The following is a 24867-nucleotide window of genomic DNA, read 5'->3' as shown; positions in this document are numbered from 1 at the left end:
CTTTCACGTAGCCCATTTATTGTCTCCTTATCAACATACGGAGAAATGATCATGTTTAAGTCGGTACTGTTTTGGAAAATTACGGCCCTGCTGGGTTTGATATCGTTAATGCTGCTGCCTGTCAGCATGTTGCGGGGGGTGATTATCGAACGCAGCCTCTACCAGCAGACAGTGGTTGATCAGGTCGGTGCCAGCACCAGCCGGTCACAGAAAGTGTTGGCACCGCTTATCGTACTGCCTTATGAAGAATGGAGTGAGACTGAGAGAGACGGCAAAATAGTAAAAAGCGTCTATCACGGCATGCGCATGGTGCTGCCTGAAACATTGGCAATTAGCGGGGCACCGAAAGTCGAACAGCGCAAGATCGGCATTTACCAGACCCAAATTTATCATGGGCCGATGACATTCACCGGCAAATTCGAAACACCCAAGATCGACGATCTGCTGATTAATCCTAATGTTCAACTGGGCCAGCCGTTCCTGGTGGTGGCGCTGAGCGATCCACGCGGTATTCAGCATATTTCCCCATTGAAGCTGGGTCAGAGTGAAATAGCCTTTGAACCGGGAACGCGGCTGGAAGAGCTGGCGCAAGGTACCCACGCGCCGATCGCGTTGTCACAGTTGAAGCAGGGCGCATTCAACTTTGCCTTCGAGATGAATCTGGTCGGTACGCATAATCTGTCGGTGGTACCGCTGGGGCGGATGACCGAACTTAAACTGAGCAGCAACTGGCCGCATCCCAACTTCCTCGGCGAGTTTTTGCCGGAAGAACGGCAGATTACCGACAAAGGTTTCGAGGCGACGTGGCGCAGCAGTTGGTTTGCCAACAACATCAACGACAGCTTCGCGAGCGACCGCAGAATCAAGATCAATAATCTGCCTGCGTTCAGCGCCAGTCTGATCGAGCCTGTTGACCATTACCAGTTGAGTGAGCGGGCGGTGAAATATGCTGTGCTGTTTATTGGCCTGACATTCATGGCATTTTTCCTGTTCGAAACCCTGACCGGGCTGCGGGTTCACCCGATTCAGTATCTGCTCGTCGGCTTCGCTTTGGTTTTGTTCTATCTGGTGCTGTTGGCGTTCTCGGAACATATCGGTTTTGCTGCGGCCTATTTGCTCGCCAGTCTGACCTGCAGCGCCCTGATCGGTTTCTATTTGAGTTCAGTATTGCAAGGCTGGTTGCGCGGTGGGATGTTTACTGCCGGGTTATTGCTTCTTTACGGTATTCTGTTCCTGCTGCTGCAATCGCAGGATAACGCGCTGGTGCTGGGCTCGGTAATGCTGTTTGCAATTTTGGCCACCGTGATGCTACTGACCCGACGCCTGGATTGGTATCGCATCGCAGATACCCGATTTGCGCCACGTAAAACCGAGGCAGACACTACTGAGATAGCAGCCCCAGCCAGTGAAGGGCCTTCGGAGGATAAGCGTTTCCGCCTTTGGGAATAATCAGGGAAGCAACGAGTAACGGGCAGCGCGTAAAGCAACTGCCCGTTATTTATGCCGATTCAATCTGTTTCCAGACTCAATCCTTCACAATTCAACTCTTTTTGAGATTCAACTCTTTTTGAGATTCAACAACAGACGAGCAAAGGGGGCATAATAAAAAAGGCGATCAACTACTTGCCTTTGCCCTTATCGCCTTTCTTGTCATCAGCCGCGCGATCTGTTTCTTTCTTTGATGTTCCTCCCTTTTTATCCTGTCCTCCTTTTTTATCGGCATCCGGCTTTTTATTTTTGTCTGGTGCGAAACTCTTTGAACGACCACGTTGCTCAGTCATAACGTTCTCCTGCTCTATTTTAGAGATAAATGAGATGAAGTCAGCATTTAGAAAGTGCGACCCTATCCATATTTCGCGAGCAATATTCCTAATCACCCCTCAAGTATTAATCTGTTTCTCAAAAACAACAAGAAAACAGCTGATATTTTATCAGAAACATTAGCTTACTCATTCATATTATCCGGCTTGCCTGGCGCTTATCGGCGTGCATTCCGCACATGCTCACTGTATTTAATTAATATTTAAGGATTTTAATGTTTAATCAGATAAAAAATCATTGGAAAGTAATAATCAAAACTCGCCCTCTCTATTATGATCATGACCAATAAAATACCCGATCCGCAATATCCCTAAATCTGGTTACGTCAAGCAGGGCATTCAGAGCATTAGGACAATTCTTATTGAAAGTTTAAGCGTGGCTCACCGTTGCTTCTATTTTGCGTTATGTTTTGTTTTTAACGGCTTTATTGGCAAAAGCATTCAGACAATCCTGAACAATGCAGGACGTCAGAGACCCTCTGCGATTCCTTGCTGAGAAAACAAGGGTAGGAGAGTGGCTTAACCCTCTTATTCAGCGTGTGTTCTTGCATAGTCTGCACTCGCCATTTGTTATCTTCATGATTAGTGAAGCATCGGACGAGTTTTCAAGCGGTCTTTTCTCGCGATTTATCTCACACGTAAGAAATAAATCATTGCACAAATGCGCGATCTTTGGCTATGGTTAACACCATAACAAGAAATGGAACCGGGTTCCATAAAATGGAACTTTCGACAAGTGTCTGATGGCGAAATAGGAAAGGTGAAGGGATGGCTGGAAATTCAGGTGAAGATTTCTCTCTGGCTCGCGTACCGCTCAGTGCCCGTAGGCCGTTTTTTGAAGTGTTGATCATCCGTATTGGCGCTCTCGCGTGCGTCTCCCAAGTCATGCTCGGTGCCGCATTAGGCTACGGATTGACATTTTGGGAAGCGTTTTGGGCGACAATCTTTGGTTCCGTTATTTTACAGGTGGTCAGCTGGGCGCTGGGTGCTGCGGCGTGTTCGGAAGGGCTGTCAATCAGTCTGCTTTCCCGCTGGGCCGGCTTTGGGAAGATTGGATCGGCGCTAATCGGTGGGGCGATAGCCATTTCCCTTATGGGTTGGTTTGGCGTGCAAAACGGCTTTTTTGCCGACGGCATGTTTAAAGCCACGGGCATTCTCTCTACGCCGATTTGGGCGATCATTACCGGTCTCGCGGTCACGGTGATAACCGTTTACGGTTATCGGTTCCTCTCTATTACAGCCAATATTTCTACACCGCTCTTTTTACTGGCTCTGGTGTGGGCGACGGTTAGCCTGATGTCCGGTCAGGATATCGGCGTGTTGATGTCCTCAACGCAACCTGCCGGGCCACATATGAGTATGCCAGCGGCAATCACTATGGTGGCAGGTGGTTTCATTATCGCTGCCATCACCACGCCGGACATCAGCCGTTTCATGAAAGGACCGAAAGACGTGTTCTGGATGACACTGATCGGCACCTTTTTCGGTGAACTGTTGGTTAACATGATTTCAGTGCTGATGTCACTGGCACTGCGCACGTCCGAAGTGTTCGATCTCATGATGACGCTGACCGGTTTACTGGGTGCATCTATCGTTATCTTCGCGACGATTAAAATGAATGATATCAACCTGTACTCGTCATCACTGGGGTTTTCGACCCTACTGAACGCCATTTTTAACCGTCGCTTCGATCGCCGGTATTTGACGTGGGGTATCGGGATTTTCGGCACCATCGCCTCCGTTCTGGGCATCCTCGATCACTTCATTGGTTTCCTGATCTATCTGGGGATCGCCATACCGCCAGTGGCAGGCATTATTGTTGTCGATTACTACGTACTAAAACGCGATCGTGCAGAACTGGCCGTCACCCGTGCCAAAGGCCTGTTGCCGGAAACCTGCGAGTTGCTGAACCCGGTTACGTTGGTAGCCTGGATATTGGCGGTGCTCGTAGGTCTGTTTACCTCGTCCCTGGGGCCATTTGGCGCCGATATCGGGGTCCCGGCATTGAACTCCCTGCTGATCAGTGCGCTGCTTTATTGGTTGGGAATGCGCTTTTACGCGCGTGGTCGCGACAAAGATGCTGTGCATTTCCGCAAAGTGAAATATATGGATTAAGGCGATGAATAGCCGATTTACTGAACGTTTGACGGTAAATCGGCCTCAGCCTTGATATCAGGAATCGGGTGGATTTAGAGGAGTGATGTATGTCGTTAACTACTGCTCGCATTGCGCTGGCCCAGTTCGATTCTGTGCTCGGAGATAAAGGGCATAACCTCCAGCGGATGGCGTCCTACTGCCATCAGGCGGCGGATCAGGGTGCAAAGCTGATCTGCTTTCCTGAACTCGCCACGACGGGTTATCGCGGAGACTTGCTGACCACGCGACTTTGGGATCTGAGCGAAAAACGTGACGGCGAGACCAGTCAGTTATTTACTGAATTGGCTAACAAGCTCGATATCACCATCGTCAGCGGTTTTATTGAGCGCGGCGAGTATCTCGGGCAAATCTATAACTCGGTCGGGGTTTGGGTGCCAGACTCGTCTGAAATCAGCGGCGTGTTCCGCAAAGTACATGCTTTCGGCATGGAGAAACAGTGGTTCACCCGCGGTGACAGTTACCCGGTGTTCGACACGCCGATAGGCAAAATCGGCATCATGATCTGCTACGATATGGGATTCCCTGAAGTCGCGCGCATCCTGACGCTGGGCGGGGCAGAGCTATTGCTCGCGCCGTCTGCCTGGTGCGCCCAGGATGAGGACGTATGGGACATTAATACGGCCTGCCGTGCGCTGGAAAATGGCACCCATCTGGTGGCGGTGAACCGCTGGGGTCAGGAAGGGGATTTACCTCTTTTTGGCGGCAGTAAACTGATCGGCCCACGCGGGCAGACGCTGGCTCAGGCCAGTACGTCCGGGGAAGAGTTGCTGCTGTGCGAGGTCGATTTCCTCGCTCAGGCACACACCCGGCTGAACGTTCCTTATTTGCGGGACAGATTTCCGCAGTCCTATAGCGCCCTTGTGGACAGGAAGAATTAGACAACGTCTGGGCTCAACCAGCAATGCAACAGATGGCTACGAGGCAGGCACAGTATGAGTATTCTGGCGAGTGTGATGGATGTTTATCAGCTCTACCTAAGAACCGGCAATGAGCTGACGGTAACGTCCCTGGTCAATGAACTGGGGATGCCCAAAAGTTCTGCATCCCGCTTGCTAAAACAGATGGCGGACTATGGCTTTCTGGAGAAAAACAAAGAGGCACCGATTTATCGTCCCGGAATGATGATCCTGGAAATCGCCCATCGGCTCAGGCTCTCTCATCCGTTCGTGGATCTGGTACTGACGTCGCTCAATGACATGACGCGGGAAACGGGATTCACCAGTTACGCTTCTGTCATCGATCGCGACCAGGTTCGGGTTGCTCATGCACGTCTTGGCAGCCAGATGATTCAGGTCGTGACACAGCCCGGTACGTTGTTGCCCGTCACGGAGACCTCTACCGGGCGCATTTTGCTCACACGAGCCACACCGGAAGTACAGAATTTCTTCCTGTCGCGAGATCCAACCCGGCAGGAATGGCTGAAGCAAGAGTTACAGAAGATTCACAAACAGGGATGGGCATCGTCGATTAATGAATATGTCTCAGGCGTCGCCTCTGTTTCCACCGTTGTTTACGATCCGGTAAGGGAGGAGTCAATCGCGCTCTGTCTGAGCATGCCCGCTACGCAGGTGACCGACGAGATGATTCAACAACTCGCACAAGTAGTCTGCAAACATGCGGCAAGGATAGGCGGTGCAGTTGGCGACCCCTACTGGTTTGGCCGATAGCGGCAGTAAGTAAAAGCAAGACCATAATATTTTGAATGATATACATTTTTTATAAAAAACAATCCATGTGCCTTCACCAGGGACACCCACCAAAGCAGAAAGGAGCCATAGCGTTGAGATTGTCGATTTAGCCATAACATGAAGAATCAGCGCGGAGATCGCTGATCAATAAAATTGTTACCAGTAAAAAGTACTACGCCCTCACCAGGGAAACACCAAACGTAGCGTAGAGGTAAAGATCCGATACTATTTACCCGCAGCCACGTTTATAAAAAATCGGCCAAATAGATGCCGAAAAATGTTTTAAAAGAAAGACTTATTACGCCTTCACCAGGGAAAATTTTTTACAGAGTTAAAGGAGCTTTATGAGCCTTAAACAGACATTTTGCGCATTTGAATTGCTTGATAGTGCAACGGTAAATGGCGACGATGTTGTCGCCTTATTTGCAAATTACCCAACAGTAAGTGCCACTTCGGTACGTGTAACAGGAACGAGGGGGAGCAGCGACTTTGTTCGTATCAAGATCCCCGGCTCCCGAGGAAAGATCTGCTCTGGCCATGCGCCAACGTTAGGCATTATCGGCCGTCTCGGCGGTGTGGGTGCCAGACCGTCACGCATTGGTCTGGTCTCGGATGCCGATGGCGCGATTGCTGCCATCGCGTGCGGACTGAAATTGGCGGACATGCAGCAGAAGGGCGACGTGCTGCCGGGAGATGTGATTATCACCACCCACATCTGCCCTAATGCACCGACGCGTCCACACAGTCCTGTTGATTTTATGGATTCTCCCATCGACGACGCGCCGATGGGGCAAAATGAAGCCATACCCGAAGCCGATGCGATCCTGTCGCTCGACACCACCAAGGGTAACCGGATTATCAACCATAAAGGGTATGCCTTATCACCGACGGTGAAAGAGGGCTATATTCTGCGGGTGGCGGAAGATCTTCTGCGTATTATGGAAATGACCAGTGGCCGCAGGGCCGTGACATTCCCTATTACCATGCAGGATATTACGCCTTACGGTAACGGTATCCATCATATAAACAGCATCATGCAGCCATCAACTTCAACAATGGCACCCGTTGTCGGCGTTGCTATCTGCACGGAATCGGTGGTTCCGGGTTGCGCCACTGGCGCCAGCCATGAAACCGATATTGCGCTGGTGGTGAAATTTGCCATCGAGGTCGCCAAAGAATTTGGCAATGGCATCTGCAATTTCTATGATGCGGATGAATATGCCCGATTACTCGCTCTCTACGGCAGCATGAGTCATCTGCAATCGGTTAAGTGATTGTAGAAAGGGAATTATAATTCTTCCCAGTCTATTATTATCGACACATTGGCGGCTGGTTATTCAGCCGCTTTTTATTTCTAACTGAATAATGTCATCTGGCGGGGCCTGTCGCGGATTCAAGCGCGCCAGGGCGGAACAGGCAGGAAAGATTCCTGCAAGAAACGCATGAAATTGCGTGTGCGCTCCGGCAGTCCTTCGCGCTGATGGGTCAGCGCCACGACATCCGCATCCGGCAACTCCCAGGCCGTTAGCAGCCGCACAAGACTACCGTCCGCTAAAGCGTCGGCAACATCCCACTCGGAGCGCAGGATAATGCCTTGCCCGTCACATCCCCATTGCCTGATCACGTTGCCATCATTGCTACTGAGCGCAGGGTGAATACGTATGCTTTGGATTTCCTGGCCTCGACTAAGGTGCCATAGGGTCACGTCTTCATTGTTCTCGTGCAGTGCTATACAGGGCTGATGGGTGAGTTGTTCGGGGCTATCGAGAAGACCGTGCCGCGCAATAAAAGCAGGCGAGGCGCAGATGAATCGGCGGTTTGGCGCAAGGGTGCGACACACCAGATTGGACACGGCAAGCTGACCAATATGGATCACCACATCGAAGCGGTCGCTCGCTTCCACCATCGGCTGGTCCGACAGGGTCAGGGCAATCTCAACTTCCGGATGCAAGCTTTTGAAGGCCGCAACCGCAGGTGCCACGTATTGCCTACCAAAGCCGAAGGGGGCGTTTATTTTCAACTTGCCGACAAAACCCCTGCGCCGTTGGTGCAGGTCCTCCAGCAGCGCGTCGAACTGCTGAAGCAACTCGGCCCCGCGAACACACAACAGCTCGCCTTCATCGGTAAAGCGTAGTTGTCGTGCGGACCGGTCCAGCAGTCGGACGTCTAGTTTCTTCTCCATCTGCTGAAGTCGCTGAGTGACCGCCGAAGGCGTCAGCCCCAGTTTACGTGATGCTTCCAGCAGGCTTTTGCTTTCCCGGATGACCAGCAAGAAGCGAATTTCAAATGCATCTGTCATTAAGAATTACTGAATCATAGAATTAGGAAGATTAAACTTTACAGTGATTCTGACGGTTTACAATAGCGCTTTTACCGGAGAGAACAAATGGAAGAACTAACCGACACCCCCGTGCTGTTATTGGACCGCGACCGCCTGGACGGTAATATCCTGCGTATGCGTGAAAAGCTGGCACCGTTCAACGTGACACTACGCCCACACGTCAAAACCAACAAATGTCTGGAGGTCACCGAGCGCTTCTTTGCTGACGGACGAGGCCCCATCACAGTTTCTACACTGCGTGAGGCGGACTTCTTTTTTGCTGCGGGTTTCACCGACATCTTGTACGCCGTGGGTATCTCCCCCAATAAGTTCGCTCATGCCGCCCGCTTGTTAGAACAAGGGGCGGACTTGAAACTGGTACTGGATAATATTGAAAGCGCTCGCCTCCTGGCTGAGTTTGCGTGCAGCAGTGGGCAAGCCTTCGAAGTACTTCTTGAGGTCGACTGCGACGGACACCGCTCGGGTATCGCGCCGCAGTCGACATTACTGGTCGAGATCGCCCACTTGCTTAGTCACAGTGGGGTCCGGGTCAGCGGTGTTATGACCCACGCAGGAAACTCCTATGACAGCCGATCAATCGCCGAAATCGAGGCCTACGCACGTCAAGAGCGTGCCGCAGTAGTCGAGGCCGCACAACTGCTCAACGAGGCGGGGTTCGATCTGTCGATCATCAGCATAGGTTCCACCCCCACAGCACTGTTTACTCAGGATCTATCCGGCATCACGGAGGTTCGGGCTGGCGTGTTTGCGTTCTTTGACCTGGTCATGGCTGGGCTTGGAGTGTGCGATGTGCAGGATATCGCTGTCTCGGTACTGACTACGGTCATTGGTCATCAGCCTGAGAAAGGCTGGATCATTGTCGATGCCGGCTGGATGGCGCTTTCTCGCGACCGTGGTACTGCCAAACAACGCGTGGATCAAGGGTACGGCATTGTCTGCGACTTGTCAGGCCAGCCTATAGGCGATCTGATCGTTACGGCGGTCAATCAGGAGCACGGGATCATTTCCTCGCGCTCGGGAAACCCTGAAGCCGTCCTGGTGCTGCCGGTAGGCACGCAACTGCGAATTTTGCCCAATCATGCGTGCGCTACCGCCGCACAGCACAGCGGTTATCACGTTCTGACCGAGGGACGCCACCTCGGTTACTGGCCACGCTTCGCGGGTTGGTAAATAGCGTTTTCTTTCTACTGCCCGCTATTAATCCATAACAGTAAAGGCGTATCCATCATCCACGGCGAACCCTTGAACGGAGAATATCTATGAAAATTATCACATCACAACAGCTCCCCTTGCCGGGGGGACATTACTCGCAGGGAGTGGTTTCGGGGAACTTGTTGTTCATCTCCGGGCAGTTGCCCTTCAATCCGCGATCGGGCACTTTTCCCGACGGCATTGAGGCCCAGTTCATGCAAGCCATGACCAATGTCGAAGCGGTGCTACGTGCCGCTGATGCAACCATGGCGAATCTGGTAAACGTGCAGATCTTCATCTCTGATGTGGAGCACTGGTCAACCGTGAATACACATTACGCGGAGTTGCTGGGTGCTCATCGACCAGCGCGCTCAATCATCCCCTGCGGCAAACTTCATTACGGTGCGTTGATAGAGATCACCGCTGTCGCTGAGCTTTTTTCTCCTGAACAGGGATCCCTGCAATGACTTTAAACTTTGCCGATAATCTGCGACCCAAGCAACCCCCAGCTCTGGTCGAGCTCGTTCTGTTCGATCTTCTGACCGCCTTGCTGGACTCGTGGACACTGTGGAATTCAGTCGCCGGTTCAGAGCACAGGGGTCGTACATGGCGCATGGCGTATCTGAAGGCTACCTATAGCTGCGGCAGCTATCGATCCTATGAAAGATTGGTCGAAGAAGCCGCGATTGCAGTCGGGCTCGGTAGCCAAGCCTCTGCGGAACTGGAAGCACGCTGGGGCGAGTTGCAGCCATGGGCCGAGGTCAAGGCGACGTTGGCGGCACTCAAGCCACATTACAAGTTGGGCATCGTGACCAACTGCTCGGAGAGACTGGGCAGTATCGCCGCAGATCGGGTAGGTGTGCCATTCGATGTGGTCATCACATCGGAAAAAGCGGGGTTCTACAAGCCGAACCCAGCGCCTTATCGCCTGGCCCTTGAAACGCTGGGCGTCGCACCGGGCAATGCGGTGTTCGTAGCCGGTTCAGCCTATGACCTATTTGGCACCGCGAAGGTAGGGTTGCCGACTATATGGCACAACCGCATCGGTCTGACGGCCCCTGAGGGCGCTCCTGAGCCTCTGATCACAAGGACTACACTTGACAGCCTGGCGGCTGACTTGTCGAGTATTTCGGCGGGAGCATGAAGGGATGAGTGGCAACTCCAGCGTGTGGGTGGGGAAGTCATTTCTCGACCTGTTTACGGCAACTGTGTTTGCCACCACGCTGGGGATTTCGGCGGTCGGTGCTTGATGATGTTGATGACCGGTTTTCGTATCAGCCTCGATTCTTGAAGAACAGGGACCGCCACCATGCTGGAGCCATATCATCAAATGAATGGTAGACGGGAGGCAGTTCAGGAACACACCCTTCATCAAATCCACCCGCCAATAGCGCCAGGGTGGGTTCGTCATCAATTGCACCCACTGAACTTCCACAGCGTGAACAGAATGATCTGCTGGAATACGCGGACGAACGGAAGGTTGAGGGAACACCCCCTTCACCCGTCCATTTGACATTTTCCTTGGTAAATTCAAACCACATGGCAGTCAGTGCACCGGTGTGTTTCTGACATATATCGCATGAGCACGTATGCGGGTGTAGGGGATTGATGGCTTCAAAACGGATGTTCCCACATAGACATCCGCCGGTGAACGTTTTATGCATCTTCTGCAGCCTTTTTGCCAAGTAACCGAGCTGTATCCCATGGGCCACAACAGCCGTTGTTGTCGTGGCGCGAAACCGAGCAAACTGCTGCGGCTGTGTACATTGCAGCACGATTATTCTGTGATGATTTGGCAAGTATAGGCACTTATTCAGATCAGTCAGCGTAAAAACAAAACGTCCGACCAGTTCATCACGGATTTCTGCTGAAACAAGAATTGCCTATGCTGTTCCTGAGTGTGCAGAAGAGGACGGATAACCTTTGTTAATGGACTGCTTTTGTTAATGGATTGCTTTACACATAAGGAGGCAAAATGGCTCGAATCGCGATTGATATATTAGCGTTGAACCAGCCCGCAGCTTCAGTTCAACTGCGATGAGTTTCATTACTCTCTGCGAAATGTCTCGCATTTTAGCTACTTACGTTACTGAAAGACTGGCATTTCCCCCGCATTCTGCAACGATTACCGCGCTTGACCATTATGACGACAGATTACCGATGCTAACGACAGGAGGATTCCTTGAACCCCATTGCGCCATTTGCTGATGTTTTTCCTGTTTTCTGGCTCTGTACCCTAAGTCTGCTGGGAGCGATCATCGGCAGCTTTCTGAATGTGGTCATTTACCGGATGCCAGTGATGTTGGAACGCCGTTGGCAACGCGAGGCGCAACAGCAACTGGGGGTAACCATCACAGAATCACCTCCACGTTTTGACCTGATGCTGCCTCACTCATCCTGCCCGCATTGCCAGACGCCCCTCGCGATCCGCGACAATATTCCCTTGGTGAGTTGGTTGTGGCTAAAGGGGAGAGCGCGGTGCTGTGCGAAGTCGATCTCTTGCCGCTATCCTTTGATTGAACTGACGACAGCGCTGCTTTTTGCTGGAGCGGGCGCTCTGCTGCCAGTGGGTTTGCCGCTGTTAGGCGTGTTGCTGTTTATGGCGATTCTGCTGACGCTGACCGTTATCGACCTGAAAACGCTCTTGCTACCGGATGCTCTTACGCTGCCGCTATTGTGGTTAGGATTGTTATTTAACTTATCAGGCAGTTTTGTTTCGCTGGAACAGGCAATAATGGGGGCCGCGATCGGCTATCTTTCCTTGTGGGGGCTATTCTGGTTGTTCAAGTATGCCACGGGCAAAGAGGCGTTGGGTTATGGGGATTTCAAACTGCTGGCTGCGCTGGGTGCCTGGATGGGCTGGAAAACGCTGCCAAATCTGGTTTTGATTGCTGCGGTATGTGGATTGATCTTTACCCTGCTGCAACGCGGGTTATCGCGTCAAAACGTCGATCAGCCACTGGCTTTTGGCCCGTGGCTGGCGCTGGCAGGCGCGATTAACATGGTCTTTTTCGTGCTGCCAACGAGTTATTGAATACCTATCGGGTATAGCCGGGTATTCAGCAGAGCAATACCCGGCTTCAATCAGCGCCCGGAAAGATCTGTTTTGAAGTCTGCAGCCATCTCATCGACCTGGGTGCCGTCAGGTCCTTCAAATTTACGTCCCCATCCAACCACAACTGAAAACGTCATCACCACAAAAAGACACAATGGGTAGAATGAGGTTAGCGTTAGCGATATGGGGTTAATCTCGGGAATGAAATTATAATCTGCCCGCAGTGCGTTAATGATCGAACTGACAATAAAAATAAACGCACTGAGGAAGGGAATAATTGCCGCAATGGTCATCGAGAAACAGTCAACCAACACTGCCCGTCTGAACGGGTGGAGATTCTTCTTCTTGCCGATTTCATCCGCGACCGGGCCAAACGTCAGAATCGATGCACTGGTGACGCCACCGACCAGCGCGGTAGCCAATATAGTGCCTGTGGCGATTGAAAATTCCGTGCCACGCACACTGTCCGTAAAACGGCTATTGCAAATAAATGCCGCGATGCGATCCATCATCAGGCTGGCTTTCAAAATCCCCATGATACCAAACAGCGACAATACGAAGAGAACGGTGCTGACCATGCTGTTAAAACCAGCAAACAGAAAACCGCTGACCTCGCCGCCTTTGATCGAGAACACATCATGCCAGGTGAAGATACCGGTCACCATGCCCGTTATCGTGCCCACGATAATGCCTACCGGTATGGCCTTAAAAATATCCCGGGTTTTTAACGCAACAATCAACAACGCGGCCACGGGGATTAACATGATCAAATTATTGGGGCTGTATTTAAGTTCCGGCAGGGAAGCCATCGGGCTAACGGCGTGATCCGCAGAACCAAAAATCCAAAACAGAACCCCGGCCATTATTGCGGCAAACAACGCATATTTGAATCGTGACGTGACCAGACCGGCTATTTCGGCGCTGCCCTGTTTTCTCGTATAGAGCTGGGTGGATGCCGAAGCAACCGTTGTGTCTGAAATAGGTGCGATGTTATCGCCAAAAATAGCGCCGGACAGAATGGCGCTGGCTAATACCACGGGATCGGCACCCAGCATGATGCCAGCAGGAAAGAAGACCGGGAAGGCAGTAAACAATGAACCAATTGAGGTCCCTGTCGAGGCTGAAATAAGGCAGACTGCACAGAAGGTAAACAGCGTGAACATTCCCCCATGCAAGCCGAGCATATTGGCCAACCAGGCGAAACCTTCCGCCACGCCGCTGGCGGCCATCAGTTTCGCAAACATCCCGATAATCAAGAGGATCGTCGCAATGGTCACGGCCATCTGGCTGCCGATCCCATGCTTGATAACTGCCTCCCAATACTGTTTATAGTCCTTGGCAAAAATCCCGCCAATAATGATTGAAATCAAGGCTCCCATCGCCAGGGCTTGCATATCAAAGATCTTGAACACGGTAAAAAAAAGTGTGCAAAAAATCAAAAATAAAACAATGGGAACCAGGGCAAAAATTTTGCCCCCTCTAAACGTCAGTTCAACTCTTTCCATGTGTCAAGACTCTCTTCTGTATTAGGTACTCCATGCATGTCCAACCAAATATTCGCAGATTTTGGTACAGCTTCCTAGCTGTTCGATTGATTGTGTCAATGGAATCTACAGTGAGGCATACATGTCGGCTCAGGGAACCGAGGAGGATGGCGAATGTTAAAGAGGCAGGCGCTATGGTTTGGCTTTCTCTTTTTTGGGCTTCTTCGGCTTTGGCGCCGGCAGTTCTTCGTAAGTCAGCGACACCAACTGACACAGCCATTCTTTGTTGTCCAGTTCATCGTCGATCAGAAAACTGGGTTTGGCTCCTTTGTAGGGCGGCGCTTCAACCGGAGTACCAATAAAATTTCGCCCGGAGACGGTCGGTTTGATGAACAGTTGACTGTTGCAGATCAAGGCGAGAACTTTTCCCTCCTTGAAGAGGGCATATTCCCCGAACATCTTTCGCACGGTCAGACCTTCCACACCCTCAAGCTGATCCATTACGTAAACCACGAACTTCTCATCTGTCGCCATGTACATTAACCCCGGTTAGATCGGTCCTTGATGTTAAATACCCACGAGGGTTAACTGCGTTGGGGGGTTTTAGCCACCCGCCAAAACATTTATCACCACGCATGAAGTCGGTTATTCCTGTTCCCACTCATGCCGTTACAAATATATTAGTGCGCTATTTAAGTCAAATTTCGTTTGGTTGGGATGGGAGGTCGTTTAAATATGTTGCTGCTACTATTTTGAGGGTATATACAATGGATTGATGAGAATTTTTATTGGCTAAGTGTTTGTTTATTCGGAGAGTAAATAAAGTAATACGCCAGTAATGATGATTCTGGCAATACGTGACCCCTGCATGCACAATCTTTATAGTCTATTGTTTTATAATAAATTACTATTTGTCTCCCACCCGCTTATGCGACAGATGAAGGGATTTGGATGATGACATCCCGCACCAGAACAACGAAGGACTTCAGCGCCCCTTTAATCGATGGAGGGTCATTATCCATGCCTCCCCGACAGCGCTGGTATCATTCTATTCTGGGTAAAGTGACGGTATTTCTTATCGTCGGCATTATTTTTTCCTATGGTGTCGGGGCGGCAGCAGGGTGGTTTATTGTCGACAAAAACTCGCAAACGCAGTGGAAGCGCCAGGCCAATACCAATGCCCACATCATCAGCTACATTATCCGCAATATATATACGTCGGTGGTAGCCCGTATGGATGAAACCGGGCAGATAACCGGCATTGTGACGGAGAATTTTCTCGGCGACGACGAGTCAATCCTGCAAACCGGATTCAATCCTGTCGATGTGCTTTCCCTGGCCGCCATGCAGACCAATAACCGCGTATGGCTTTTCCAGTATCGGGAAAACGAGGGCTTTGTCAGCATCGCTGATGCGAATGGAACACTGAACAAACATATTCTCATGCACGATGATGGAACGCCCGTGCAAGCGGATGCAAGGAAAAACAGCTTTGCAGGTTTTGTCCAGATTAACAATGAAGACTATTTTGTCAGCGAAATCCCGTTATTGACGCCATCAGGAAAAATGCTGGGGGCGTTGGTCAGCAGCATTGGCGAAAGGCAGGAGTTGTACCGAACGCACAATATTCTGCTGCGTAATTCGCTGATCGGTCTGGGAATCGTATTGCTGTTGACGGGACTGACCGTCGCGCTGCTGATGAGGCAGTTTTTTTATTCTGTACCCGTACTTATCCAGGCGCTCAGGCGTATTGCACAAGGCAATACGCAAGACACTACGCCATTTTTACAGCGGGATGATGAAATCGGTCAATTGGCTGTCGCCATCGAAAAACTCCGGCAGGCCATGGTTGAGCGCGAACACCTGCAATTGGTTAAAGAAACGGTGCAGAAAATGGAATACATGGCGCATCACGATCCGTTGACAGGTCTGCCAAACCGAACTTTCTTCGGCGTGGCTCTGGATAATGCCCTTACGATGCTGAAATTGGAGAGCAAATTTTTTAACCTGATGCTGCTCGATCTCGATCACTTCAAAGAGGTGAATGATACGTTCGGTCATGTGGTCGGGGATGCGCTGTTAATCGATGTCAGCGAGAGGATCTCTTTGTTGCTTTCAACCGGAAATATGGTTGCCCGACTGGGGGGAGATGAATTCGCCGTGATCCAATTGGTGAAAGAAAACCCCATACAGGAAGCAGCACAGTTGGCAGGGCAGTTAATCAAATCAATTAGTGAACCTTTTTACATTCATGGCCATGAGTTTGGCATTGGGATCAGTATCGGGATTGCCAACGCGCCCCAGCATGGCGTGACTCCCCATATCCTGATGAAGAATGCCGATTTGGCGCTGTATGCCTCGAAGAGAACGGGACGCAATAATTACCATTACTTTGAATCTGGCATGGCTATGACCAATTCCGTGCCGATCATTGCCGAACTGGACATTGAAAGCGCGATGGACCGCAACGAATTCGAAATCCACTATCAGCCGCTGATACGACTTTCCGACAACAGCATCACCGGTTATGAAGCGCTGGTACGCTGGCGTCGTTCTCCCCAGGAACTGCTGATGCCGGACACGTTCATTCCGCTGGCGGAGAAAAATGGCCTGATTGTCAGGTTGGGGGAGTGGATAATCCGCCAGGCTTGCAGCGATGCCATGACACATTTTGATGCCCGTCATCGCGTGTCAGTGAATGTTTCGGGGATTCAAATCCATCATGACGGTCTGATCGATGTCCTGAAAAACGCACTGGCGCAAAGCAGGCTTCCGGCTTATCGGATTGAGATCGAGATAACAGAGCCGATTCTGCTGGATCGCAAAGAAGCGCTGCCGGTGCTGCGCAAGATTCAGAATATGGGAATAGGGATTGCCCTGGATGATTTCGGCACAGGCTATGCGTCCCTGAACTGTCTGGCGGATTTTCCATTCACTCGCGTGAAGCTTGATAAAGGTTTAATCGACGGACTGGAAGACAGTGAGTCGAAACGCATAATTGTGGCTAATATTATGTCATTGGTTCATCAGTTAGGTATGGAAACTCTGGCGGAAGGGGTAGAAACCGAACTGCAACGGGAATTGCTGCGTCGCGCCGGATGTCAATTTGTTCAGGGCTACCTGACCGGTAAGGCGATTCCAGTGACGGCACTGGAAGTCTGATGGCTTTGCCACTTATTCAGTAACCAAACTGTAGTCGCAAATAAAACACCATAATAAATCAGGAGCTGATTTTGCGGATTCTCAATGGATTTTACCTGGCCTCTTTCGCACGAGGGATCCTGCTCGCTACCGTGTTTGCACTGCTGCCGCACGCTGCGTTGGCAGATGATATGCCGATGGACAGCACGCTGACGAATATCGCGCAAACCAAAACAATAAAAATTGGCTACCGGGTGGACGAACCGCCTTTTTCATACGCGGTGCAAGGCAAGGCGACCGGCTACTCGGTTGATTTGTGCTTACGCGTGGTTGATGGAATAAAAAAATATTTGTATCTGGATGAATTAAATGTGGTTTTTATCCCTGTCACGACAGCGACGCGATTTCCGCTGATTCGTAACCGAGGGATCGATCTTGAGTGCGCGGCAACCACCAATAACCGTGAGCGGCGTGAATTGGCGGAGTTTTCCTATCCTCACTTTGTCACCTTCACCCGATTTGTGGCGCTAAAGCGAACGGGCATTACGCGGCTGGCTGATTTGGCAGGGCGTAGCGTCTCGGCAAGCAGCGGGACGATCAATATTGAGCAATTGAATGAAGCCAATATGCGTATGAAGCTCAACATTTCTGTCGTGCTGAAAAAAGTGAATCAGGAGGCGTTTGAATCGGTTGCAAACGGCAATGTATCGGCCTTCGTTATGGATGACATTCTGCTGGCCGGGCTGGTGGCTTCATCTCCCAATCCGTCTGAATTTATCCTTTCAGATGACCGTTTAAGCCTACCGGAACCCTATGGCCTGATGATGCCACCAGGGCAATTAGCGTTCAAACGCGTCGTAAATGAGCAACTGGAGACTATATTCACGCAAGGCGAAATAAACGCCATCTATGATAAATGGTTTCTTTCTCCGATTCCGCCTGATGGCGTAAATCTCCATTACCCTATGTCGCAAAGTCTGAAAATGATTTTGTCGCAACCGAAAGAATACCTTGAGTAAAGGAGAGAGGAACGATGTGTCGATTTGAGCTACGATTGCGGCATTTCCTGATGGTGTTATTCATTGTGACAATAACCGTAAGCCATCTGTCGCGGGCTGCCGACTCCCTTTCAACACTTGAAAAGGTGCGTCAAACCAAAACCCTCAAGGTAGGGTACGGTAATACTGCGCCATTCTCCTATGTCAGTCCCGATGGGAAGGTCATCGGCTATTCAATTGATTTGTGCCAGCGGGTAGCCGAAGCTATCAGGATCCAACTTGGACTGGATACCCTCAACATTGATTATGTGTTCCGAACACCCGCCAATCGGGTGCAAATGCTCAACAGTGGCGATATTGATCTCGAGTGCGTTGCCAGTAGCAATACCGCTGAACGCAGGCGTAATGCCGCGTTTTCTATCAGCCATTTTGTCGTTAATACCCGCTTTGTTTCCCTAGTCAAAAATCATTTGAATACACTGGATGATTTACGCGGAAGGAGCGTTAGTATTGTGCTGGGAACGGTGAATATTGGTCCAATCAATCAGGTCAACCGGGATAAAAAACTGAATCTTTCCATTGCGATCACCGACTCCCTGCAGAAGGCCTTTGATATGGTTTCACAAGAGAAAGTCTCCGCTTTTGCCATGGATGACATATTGCTGCATACCATGATAGCCAACTCTTCTAACCCGCAGGATTATGTTATTTCCAATGAGACCGTAGGTGAAGAGACGGAGTATGGCTTGATGATGCGCCTTGATGACAAAGATTTTCACAATGCGGTAAATACTGCGCTTAAACAGATTTATGCCAGTAATGAAATCGACGCCATTTACGCGCGTTGGTTTACGCAACCGCTTCCCGGCAGCCAGATTAATCTCAACTACCCAATGAGTGAAAGGATGAAACATACTTTCACTACCGCCAGTACCGCAACTCGCTGACGTCCGGGCGATCCACAATAACCTGATGCTCAGTTATCTGACCATACTGCCAGTTGATAACCATCGGGGTCGGTAAAGTGAAAACGACGCCCGCCCGGGAACGAGAATATCGGCAGCACAATGGTTGCCCCCGCGTCCTCCAAACGTTTCTGGGTTTGCTCCAGATTTTCAGCGTACAGAATCACGAGCGGTCCGCCGTTAGGGGCAACCTCACTCAGCGTAGTAAAACCGCCGCACAATCGACCGTCAGTAAATTCGCAATATCGCGGACCGTAGTCGGTAAAACGCCAATTGAATACGGCGCCATAAAAGTCTTTCGAACGAGCAATATCACTCACGGCAAACTCGATGTTGTCGATCCGACTATCATTTTCCTGAACACCCATAACTCGCTCCTATTATTGATCCACTGCGCTATCTTAAACATTTGCACAGTTTATGTCAGCAGTAGCGCTGGTCATTCTTTTGATATCATAGCAGCTTTGAAAACATTGCAGCTTTTAAGTCATTGTGGTTTTGAGGTAATGAACGTTTCTGAGATAATTGTTGTTTTGAGATATTGCCGCCGTATTACAGGCGGCAATAGCAAAAAAGCGGCAGGGGAAAGTGTTGTAGCCTTAAATAGAATTCGACGGAATTTCAAACAGGAGCACCAGGTCGCCGCTGTAACTTCCTTTGGTGCTGACATTGTTCAAGGCTGAAGGTGCTTTGGCGTTGACCTGCAACTGGTAAACGTCTTCATAGCCATTGCCTACCCTTAACTTCTGAGTGAAAGTCTGGGCGTTGCCACCGGCACTGAGATCTTTTCCTTTATTGCCGCCCTCTGCCAGCTTGATATTGACGCCTTGCATTTTATAGGCAGAATCAGTGCGAATAATTTCAAGTGGATGAACCAGGGAAACATTAAATCCCTTCGTGGTTGACCATACTTGTACAGGGATAGTGCTGTTGAAGGAAGTCTGTGTGCCATCGGTTGAGGCCAGACTTACCGTGTCATACCACCCTTGACCGCCAGGCCGGGAGACATAAATACTGTCACTGATATTTGCGGTAATCGTAATGGTTTTAATAACTGAGGGGTTTCGTTCTTGTGCTTGAGTAATCCCAGAAAAAATCAGCAGTCCGGTTGCAATCGTCAAAGCTAATTTATTGATTTTCATTTTTTATTTACCGTTAATAGATATTATCATTACCGGTATGACTGCCAACAGTTCTGTTTCTTATTCCTTTTTAAAAATTATCCTAAACCACCCATAATTGAAACGTGGAAACTATGTTCAGGCATCCGGTTGGGATCCTACCCATATAAAAATTCCCGCCATTTTTTGTTATTAATTACCCCCTCATGGAGTAATGCGCTAATTATAGGGATAATTTTGTTCTATGCAGGACTTTCTCTTGCTGAATATTTCAAAAGGTGACGCATATTACATTTTTGATGTTATAAATGGCTTAAATATACATAAAAAAATGACGAGAGTCATATTTTCCCCATGAATACCACTGGGATTTCGATGCGTGTGTCCATGCTGGCACCCTTATCTATGATCTCGAATACGGCATTGAGCATGCTGGGTACATCCTGGCGCACCATTTCGATCTCGTCACCGAGAAGGGCAACGAATGGATCCCAGTCAAAGCACCCCATAACGGGTGGCGATTGATCATAGCGGCCTGATTTCCTTACCCAATGCACCACACCTTCGAACGAAATCGTTGAGTTGATAAACATGCCCCTGGGGATTTCGCCTTCAGAAGCGGCCAGTGACTGAAGCGCTTTCTCGGCCTTTTCCGGCGCATAGCCGCAGGTTTGGATGTAGCGCTCGTCAACGACGATACCCATATCCTCATGCGCCTGGCGAAAACCGCGCACACGCTCGGCAGTGTTATGGTCACTGCCACGACCGCCGATGAACAAGAGGGGGGATGCTTTTCCAAGTTTGCGTTCACAGTTGACCAGAATGCGCCGTGTCAGTTCACGCGCACCGGTGAAGTTGTCAGAAATCACCGAAGGCGCGCGGGAGCCCGGCAAATCGAGATTGAGGCTATGCACCCCAGCAGCCTGACAGACATCGGTGATTTTATCCGGGTCGGTCGCCCCCGTGGCAATCAGCCATTCGACCTGATACGAGAGCATTGTGCGTGCTGCTTCGATTTCCAATTGCGGATCACGACTGGTGCAGGTGATGATCGGGAACAATCCCCGCGCACGCGCCATGGTTTCGAAGAGTTCGGCGATCGAACCAAAGTAACGGTTGTCGTATTTAGGAACGATCATACCAATGATTTTGGATTTATCCCGGCGCAACAGACTGGCCTGCATGTTGAGCGTATAACCCTGCTCCTCAGCCAACCGCATGACCTTGTCGGCCAACTGGCTGCTAATCCGGCGTTTTTTCCAACTGCCGTTCAATACTGAGCTTACTGCACTGGCCGACGTACCAGCGAGTTCAGCCAGATCGTAAATGGTTGTTTTCTTGACTTGCTTCACGAATATTTGCCCCTCTATTGAACATATCTTGACATCATTATGGAGCGGTCGCAATGTTGCTCCATCGATTGAGCTAATGTACTCGATACAAGTTACCCGATATAAGTCGCTCAACAGAATTTTAATCATCACGATCGCACCTACACCCTGATCCAAGGAGAATTTCACAATGACTGAACTCATGAAAGGTAAGGTTGCTGCTATTACCGGTGCTGCTTCCGGCATTGGGCTTGCATGTGCACGAACATTATTAGCCGAGGGCGCAACCGTAGTTTTGATTGACCGGGCGAAAGACCGACTGGATGAACTGTGCATCGAACTGGGCGCTAACGCCAGGCCGCTAGTGGTCGATCTTTTGAATGGATCGGAAGTTTCCGCCATGCTGCCACGCATTCTGGACGCCGCGGGTGCCGATCGACTCGACATTTTTCATGCCAATGCCGGGGCTTATGTCGGCGGTGCTGTTGCGGAAGGTGACCCGGATGCCTGGGACCTCGTGCTGAACCTTAATATTAATGCCGCGTTTAGATCGGTGCATGCGGTGCTGCCGCATATGATTGCGCAGAAGTCCGGCGATATTTTGTTCACCAGCTCGATTGCGGGTGTGGTGCCGGTTGTCTGGGAGCCAATCTATACCGCCTCGAAATTCGCTGTTCAGGCTTTTGTGCATTCCACGCGTCGGCAGGTGTCCCAATATGGCGTGCGCGTCGGCGCTGTTCTGCCCGGTCCGGTTGTCACTGCGCTGCTGGACGATTGGCCGAAAGCCAAAATGGAAGAAGCACTGGCGAATGGCAGCCTGATGCAATCGCAAGAAGTGGCGGATGCCGTGCTATTCATGCTGTCCCGGCCGCGCAATGTCACGATCCGCGATTTGGTCATCCTGCCAAACAGTGTCGATCTGTAGACGCATCGCCTGATTTAAAACGAGGTAAATTATGATTATCAGTACGCAGGAAGCTCAACGTTACGTTATCGGGGTCGATGTTGGCACAGGAAGTGCGCGCGCCGGATTATTTGACCTCAATGGCCGTTTGCTCAGCGTCGCAAAACGAGATATTTCGCTGTTCCGTGAGACGGGGGCCGTGGTCGAACAGTCGAGCAGTGAGATCTGGCTGGCCGTCTGCACCATCGTGCGCGAGGTGGTTTCCCATGCCAAAGTCGATCCGGCTGCGGTTGTCGGTCTTGGTTTCGACGCGACCTGTTCGCTCGTGGTTCTTGGCGAGGGTGGACATTCCCTGGCCGTGGGTCCGTCAGAGGAGTCGAACCGCGATATTATCGTCTGGATGGATCATCGGGCTGTTGCCCAGGCTGAACGCATCAATGCGATTGGCCATGATGTGCTGCGTTATGTGGGCGGGCGCATTTCACCTGAAATGGAAACACCCAAGCTGTTGTGGCTTAAGGAAAATCGCCCGAAAGTATTTGATGCGGCATGGCAATTTTTCGATCTCGCGGACTTCCTGACGTGGAAGGCGACGGGTGATCTCTCTCGATCCACGTGCACGGTGACCTGCAAATGGACCTATCTCGCCCATGAGCAACGCTGGGATCCCAGCTATTTCCGGGCGATCGGTCTGGATGTGTTGGCGGATGAAGACTTTTCCCGGATTGGCGCCAATATTGTCGAGCCTGGAACCACACTGGGGGAGGGACTGACGGAAGAAGCGGCCCAGGCAATGGGTTTGAAAGCCGGGACCGCGGTCGCAGCAGGGATGATTGATGCCCATGCGGGCGGTATCGGCACGGTGGGGATCGACGGTCAGCCAGAAAGTAATCTCGGTTATGTCTTCGGGACGTCGTCCTGCACCATGACGTCAACGGTCGAGCCAGTCTTCGTTCCGGGCGTCTGGGGGCCTTATTATTCAGCCATGGTACCTGGTATGTGGTTGAATGAGGGTGGTCAGAGCGCCGCCGGGGCAGCAATCGACTACCTTCTCTCTTTCCACCCTGCATCGGCGGAAGCCGCAGCGAAGGCGGCAGGACGCGGCATCCCACTGCCTGTTCTTCTCGCCAATATCGCAGCAGAAACATCCCACGATGTATCACAAGCCATAAGGCTGGCTTCGGGCCTGCATGTGGTTCCTGAGTTTCTCGGCAATCGGGCACCGTTTGCCGACCCACATGCCCGTGCAGTCATTGCAGGTCTGGGCATGAGTCTGGACCTGGACGGTCTTGTTGCGCTCTACGTCGCCGGTCTGTGCGGTATTGGTTATGGTCTGAAGCAAATTATCGAAACGCAGGCCAACGCCGGGGCAAACGTTGAACGAATTGTGATCAGCGGTGGCGCTGGGCAGCATGACTTTGTGCGTCAGCTTCTTGCCGACGCCTGTGGGAAACCGGTCGTTGCCTCCACATCCGAGGAGCCGGTTCTGCTTGGTTCAGCCATTCTCGGGGCGGTTGCCGCCGGTGCCTTCGACAACGTCCGTGACGCCATGGCCAGTCTGACCGCGTCTGCGAGTGTCTACACTCCGGCAGGTGGCGAATTGTCCGCAATACACGCCAAACGCTATGAGGCCTTCAAAAACCTGCAAAGCGCATGCAGGGAAATGCGGGATTTTTAGCGCCACACCTAAATGTTCCAAGGGGGCCTGCCCTGGTAACGGAGCAGGTCTGCTCAACACAATATTCATTTTTTTGATCGATGTTAAATTCTGCAGAAATAAATCGCTATAAGCTTGATAAGTATCACCTAGCGAAGACATGTGAACAAATGAATACATCACAGTTTAGGGCTGAAGGCGGATGTACATGTGGCAACGTGCGATATGCAGTCAACATCAAGCCATTGATTGTGCACTGTTGCCACTGCCGCTGGTGCCAGCGGGAGACCGGTTCAGCTTTCGTGCTGAATGCGCTGATTGAGAACCAATACCTTCAATGCACGCAGGGTGAAGTCAGCGTGATCAAAACGCCAACCTTGAGTGGCAGGGGGCAGAAGATTGCCCGCTGCCCCCAATGCCATGTTGCGCTCTGGAGCCATTACTCTTGGAACGCCAATATCTTGTTTCTTCGTGTAGGTACGCTGGACAACCCGGATCTGATGCCACCGGATATCCATATCTATACTCAAAGCAAACAACCCTGGGTCATTTTGCCTGAGGGGGCGTTGACCAAGCTTAAATTTTATTCCGTTAAATCAGTGTGGCCCGAGGAGAGTCTGCGGCGTATTGCTGCGCTAAAAGAACAGTCGTCGAGTTAATCCAGCTTCCGGTGGTAAGCAATTTGGCTGCGTCTGCATTTTTTGCAACAAGCCCGAAGATAGAACAGGTTAGTCAGACTTAGACTCGAACAGGTCGTCGGAAGCTTGCCGTGCAAATGTGTCCATATTTTGTACCCTTACTTTTTCACACTGAACTTTTGAGATGGTTCCGTTCTGCTCTCTGTTTTCTACTTCTTTAAACGCCGGATCCCAAATCCAGTTATTTCTAAAATACTCTCCCTCAGCTAGCCTGGCACAAAGAGCATCATTATCCAGTTCAGCTACAGGTGCTGAACATGCCGTTATAATAAGTGAGAAAAAAGGAATAACGATATATAACTTCATAGGATAGTCC

General features: G+C 50.8%; 25 protein-coding genes. 16 read left to right on the top strand and 9 right to left on the bottom strand.

Annotated features, from left to right (window positions below; all coding sequences use genetic code 11):
• Window positions 1-51: 51 nt before the first annotated feature.
• Window positions 52-1449 carry a cell envelope integrity protein CreD gene (gene creD, locus DRI82_RS16710; protein WP_114195038.1) on the top strand — a complete coding sequence of 466 codons (1398 nt, stop codon included), beginning with the start codon at window positions 52-54 and terminating at the stop codon, window positions 1447-1449.
• 170 nt (window positions 1450-1619) lie between these two features.
• Here the strand turns inward: creD and DRI82_RS16705 are convergent, their stop codons facing one another.
• On the bottom strand, window positions 1620-1781 hold the full coding sequence (locus tag DRI82_RS16705) for a stress-induced protein (RefSeq protein ID WP_114195037.1): 162 nt from the start codon (window positions 1779-1781) through the stop codon (window positions 1620-1622).
• 807 nt (window positions 1782-2588) lie between these two features.
• Here DRI82_RS16705 and DRI82_RS16700 point away from each other — a divergent pair.
• The 4 genes from DRI82_RS16700 (at window position 2589) to DRI82_RS16685 (ending at window position 6939) form a co-directional block, all read left to right on the top strand.
• Window positions 2589-3935 carry a purine-cytosine permease family protein gene (locus DRI82_RS16700; protein WP_114195036.1) on the top strand — a complete coding sequence of 449 codons (1347 nt, stop codon included), beginning with the start codon at window positions 2589-2591 and terminating at the stop codon, window positions 3933-3935.
• Between the two features lie 89 nt (window positions 3936-4024).
• Entirely contained in the window at window positions 4025-4855 is an 831-nt protein-coding gene (locus DRI82_RS16695) for a nitrilase-related carbon-nitrogen hydrolase (RefSeq protein ID WP_114195035.1), read from the top strand.
• 54 nt (window positions 4856-4909) lie between these two features.
• A complete protein-coding gene (locus tag DRI82_RS16690) occupies window positions 4910-5644 on the top strand; it encodes an IclR family transcriptional regulator (RefSeq protein ID WP_114195034.1) in 735 nt (244 codons plus the stop codon).
• Window positions 5645-6009: 365 nt separating this feature from the next.
• Entirely contained in the window at window positions 6010-6939 is a 930-nt protein-coding gene (locus DRI82_RS16685; protein ID WP_114195033.1) for a DUF1177 domain-containing protein, read from the top strand.
• Window positions 6940-7058: 119 nt separating this feature from the next.
• On the opposite strand, the gene DRI82_RS16680 is transcribed toward DRI82_RS16685, so the two are convergent.
• Complete coding sequence (locus tag DRI82_RS16680; protein WP_114195032.1) at window positions 7059-7964, bottom strand: LysR family transcriptional regulator; 906 nt, start codon at window positions 7962-7964, stop codon at window positions 7059-7061.
• Between the two features lie 111 nt (window positions 7965-8075).
• On the opposite strand from DRI82_RS16680, the gene DRI82_RS16675 reads away from it, so the two are divergent.
• From DRI82_RS16675 to DRI82_RS16660, 4 genes are all read left to right on the top strand, one after another.
• Window positions 8076-9176, top strand: a complete 1101-nt coding sequence (locus DRI82_RS16675; protein ID WP_245956867.1) for an alanine racemase — start codon at window positions 8076-8078, stop codon at window positions 9174-9176.
• Between the two features lie 89 nt (window positions 9177-9265).
• The gene (locus DRI82_RS16670; RefSeq protein ID WP_114195030.1) at window positions 9266-9664 is read left to right on the top strand and encodes a RidA family protein; all 399 of its coding nucleotides are present in this window, start codon (window positions 9266-9268) and stop codon (window positions 9662-9664) included.
• Entirely contained in the window at window positions 9661-10341 is a 681-nt protein-coding gene (locus tag DRI82_RS16665; protein WP_114195029.1) for an HAD-IA family hydrolase, read from the top strand. Before DRI82_RS16670 ends, DRI82_RS16665 begins: the two co-directional genes overlap by 4 nt.
• Window positions 10342-10345: 4 nt before the next feature.
• A complete protein-coding gene (locus DRI82_RS16660) occupies window positions 10346-10447 on the top strand; it encodes a hypothetical protein (RefSeq protein ID WP_114195028.1) in 102 nt (33 codons plus the stop codon).
• 24 nt (window positions 10448-10471) lie between these two features.
• Here DRI82_RS16660 and DRI82_RS16655 read toward each other — a convergent pair whose 3' ends face one another.
• On the bottom strand, window positions 10472-10861 hold the full coding sequence (locus DRI82_RS16655; RefSeq protein ID WP_114195027.1) for a GFA family protein: 390 nt from the start codon (window positions 10859-10861) through the stop codon (window positions 10472-10474).
• A 518-nt stretch (window positions 10862-11379) separates the two neighbouring features.
• Between DRI82_RS16655 and DRI82_RS16650 the strand changes: the two genes are divergently transcribed.
• Window positions 11380-12231, top strand: a complete 852-nt coding sequence (locus DRI82_RS16650) for a prepilin peptidase (RefSeq protein ID WP_114195026.1) — start codon at window positions 11380-11382, stop codon at window positions 12229-12231.
• A 50-nt stretch (window positions 12232-12281) separates the two neighbouring features.
• Here DRI82_RS16650 and DRI82_RS16645 read toward each other — a convergent pair whose 3' ends face one another.
• The gene (locus tag DRI82_RS16645) at window positions 12282-13757 is read right to left on the bottom strand and encodes a Na+/H+ antiporter NhaC family protein (RefSeq protein WP_114195025.1); all 1476 of its coding nucleotides are present in this window, start codon (window positions 13755-13757) and stop codon (window positions 12282-12284) included.
• Between the two features lie 171 nt (window positions 13758-13928).
• Window positions 13929-14270: a TfoX/Sxy family protein gene (locus tag DRI82_RS16640; protein WP_114195024.1), complete on the bottom strand. Its 342-nt coding sequence runs from the start codon at window positions 14268-14270 to the stop codon at window positions 13929-13931.
• A gap of 417 nt (window positions 14271-14687) precedes the next feature.
• On the opposite strand from DRI82_RS16640, the gene DRI82_RS16635 reads away from it, so the two are divergent.
• The 3 genes from DRI82_RS16635 to DRI82_RS16625 all read left to right on the top strand — a co-directional run bounded on the left by DRI82_RS16635 (window position 14688) and on the right by DRI82_RS16625 (window position 18822).
• Entirely contained in the window at window positions 14688-16898 is a 2211-nt protein-coding gene (locus DRI82_RS16635; protein ID WP_114195023.1) for a bifunctional diguanylate cyclase/phosphodiesterase, read from the top strand.
• Window positions 16899-16969: 71 nt separating this feature from the next.
• Window positions 16970-17896, top strand: coding sequence for an amino acid ABC transporter substrate-binding protein (locus DRI82_RS16630; protein ID WP_211317670.1), 927 nt, complete (start codon window positions 16970-16972; stop codon window positions 17894-17896).
• 14 nt (window positions 17897-17910) lie between these two features.
• Entirely contained in the window at window positions 17911-18822 is a 912-nt protein-coding gene (locus tag DRI82_RS16625; RefSeq protein ID WP_211317669.1) for an amino acid ABC transporter substrate-binding protein, read from the top strand.
• A 29-nt stretch (window positions 18823-18851) separates the two neighbouring features.
• On the opposite strand, the gene DRI82_RS16620 is transcribed toward DRI82_RS16625, so the two are convergent.
• From DRI82_RS16620 to DRI82_RS16610, 3 genes are all read right to left on the bottom strand, one after another.
• A complete protein-coding gene (locus DRI82_RS16620) occupies window positions 18852-19208 on the bottom strand; it encodes a VOC family protein (protein WP_114195022.1) in 357 nt (118 codons plus the stop codon).
• A 231-nt stretch (window positions 19209-19439) separates the two neighbouring features.
• Window positions 19440-19982, bottom strand: coding sequence for a CS1 type fimbrial major subunit (locus tag DRI82_RS16615; protein ID WP_114195021.1), 543 nt, complete (start codon window positions 19980-19982; stop codon window positions 19440-19442).
• A gap of 320 nt (window positions 19983-20302) precedes the next feature.
• Window positions 20303-21313, bottom strand: a complete 1011-nt coding sequence (locus DRI82_RS16610; RefSeq protein WP_245956866.1) for a LacI family DNA-binding transcriptional regulator — start codon at window positions 21311-21313, stop codon at window positions 20303-20305.
• Window positions 21314-21482: 169 nt separating this feature from the next.
• On the opposite strand from DRI82_RS16610, the gene DRI82_RS16605 reads away from it, so the two are divergent.
• The 3 genes from DRI82_RS16605 (at window position 21483) to DRI82_RS16595 (ending at window position 24512) form a co-directional block, all read left to right on the top strand.
• Window positions 21483-22217, top strand: a complete 735-nt coding sequence (locus tag DRI82_RS16605; RefSeq protein WP_114195020.1) for an SDR family oxidoreductase — start codon at window positions 21483-21485, stop codon at window positions 22215-22217.
• Between the two features lie 31 nt (window positions 22218-22248).
• On the top strand, window positions 22249-23874 hold the full coding sequence (locus DRI82_RS16600; RefSeq protein ID WP_114195019.1) for an FGGY-family carbohydrate kinase: 1626 nt from the start codon (window positions 22249-22251) through the stop codon (window positions 23872-23874).
• Window positions 23875-24023: 149 nt separating this feature from the next.
• A complete protein-coding gene (locus DRI82_RS16595) occupies window positions 24024-24512 on the top strand; it encodes a GFA family protein (RefSeq protein WP_114195018.1) in 489 nt (162 codons plus the stop codon).
• A 69-nt stretch (window positions 24513-24581) separates the two neighbouring features.
• Here DRI82_RS16595 and DRI82_RS16590 read toward each other — a convergent pair whose 3' ends face one another.
• Window positions 24582-24857 carry a hypothetical protein gene (locus DRI82_RS16590; RefSeq protein ID WP_114195017.1) on the bottom strand — a complete coding sequence of 92 codons (276 nt, stop codon included), beginning with the start codon at window positions 24855-24857 and terminating at the stop codon, window positions 24582-24584.
• Between the last annotated feature and the right edge of the window lie 10 nt (window positions 24858-24867).

It is taken from the genome of Edaphovirga cremea, from assembly GCF_003332275.1.
In the GTDB taxonomy this organism is placed as follows: Bacteria; Pseudomonadota; Gammaproteobacteria; order Enterobacterales; family Enterobacteriaceae; genus Edaphovirga; species Edaphovirga cremea.
This window is presented reverse-complemented; position numbering and strand designations above follow the sequence as displayed.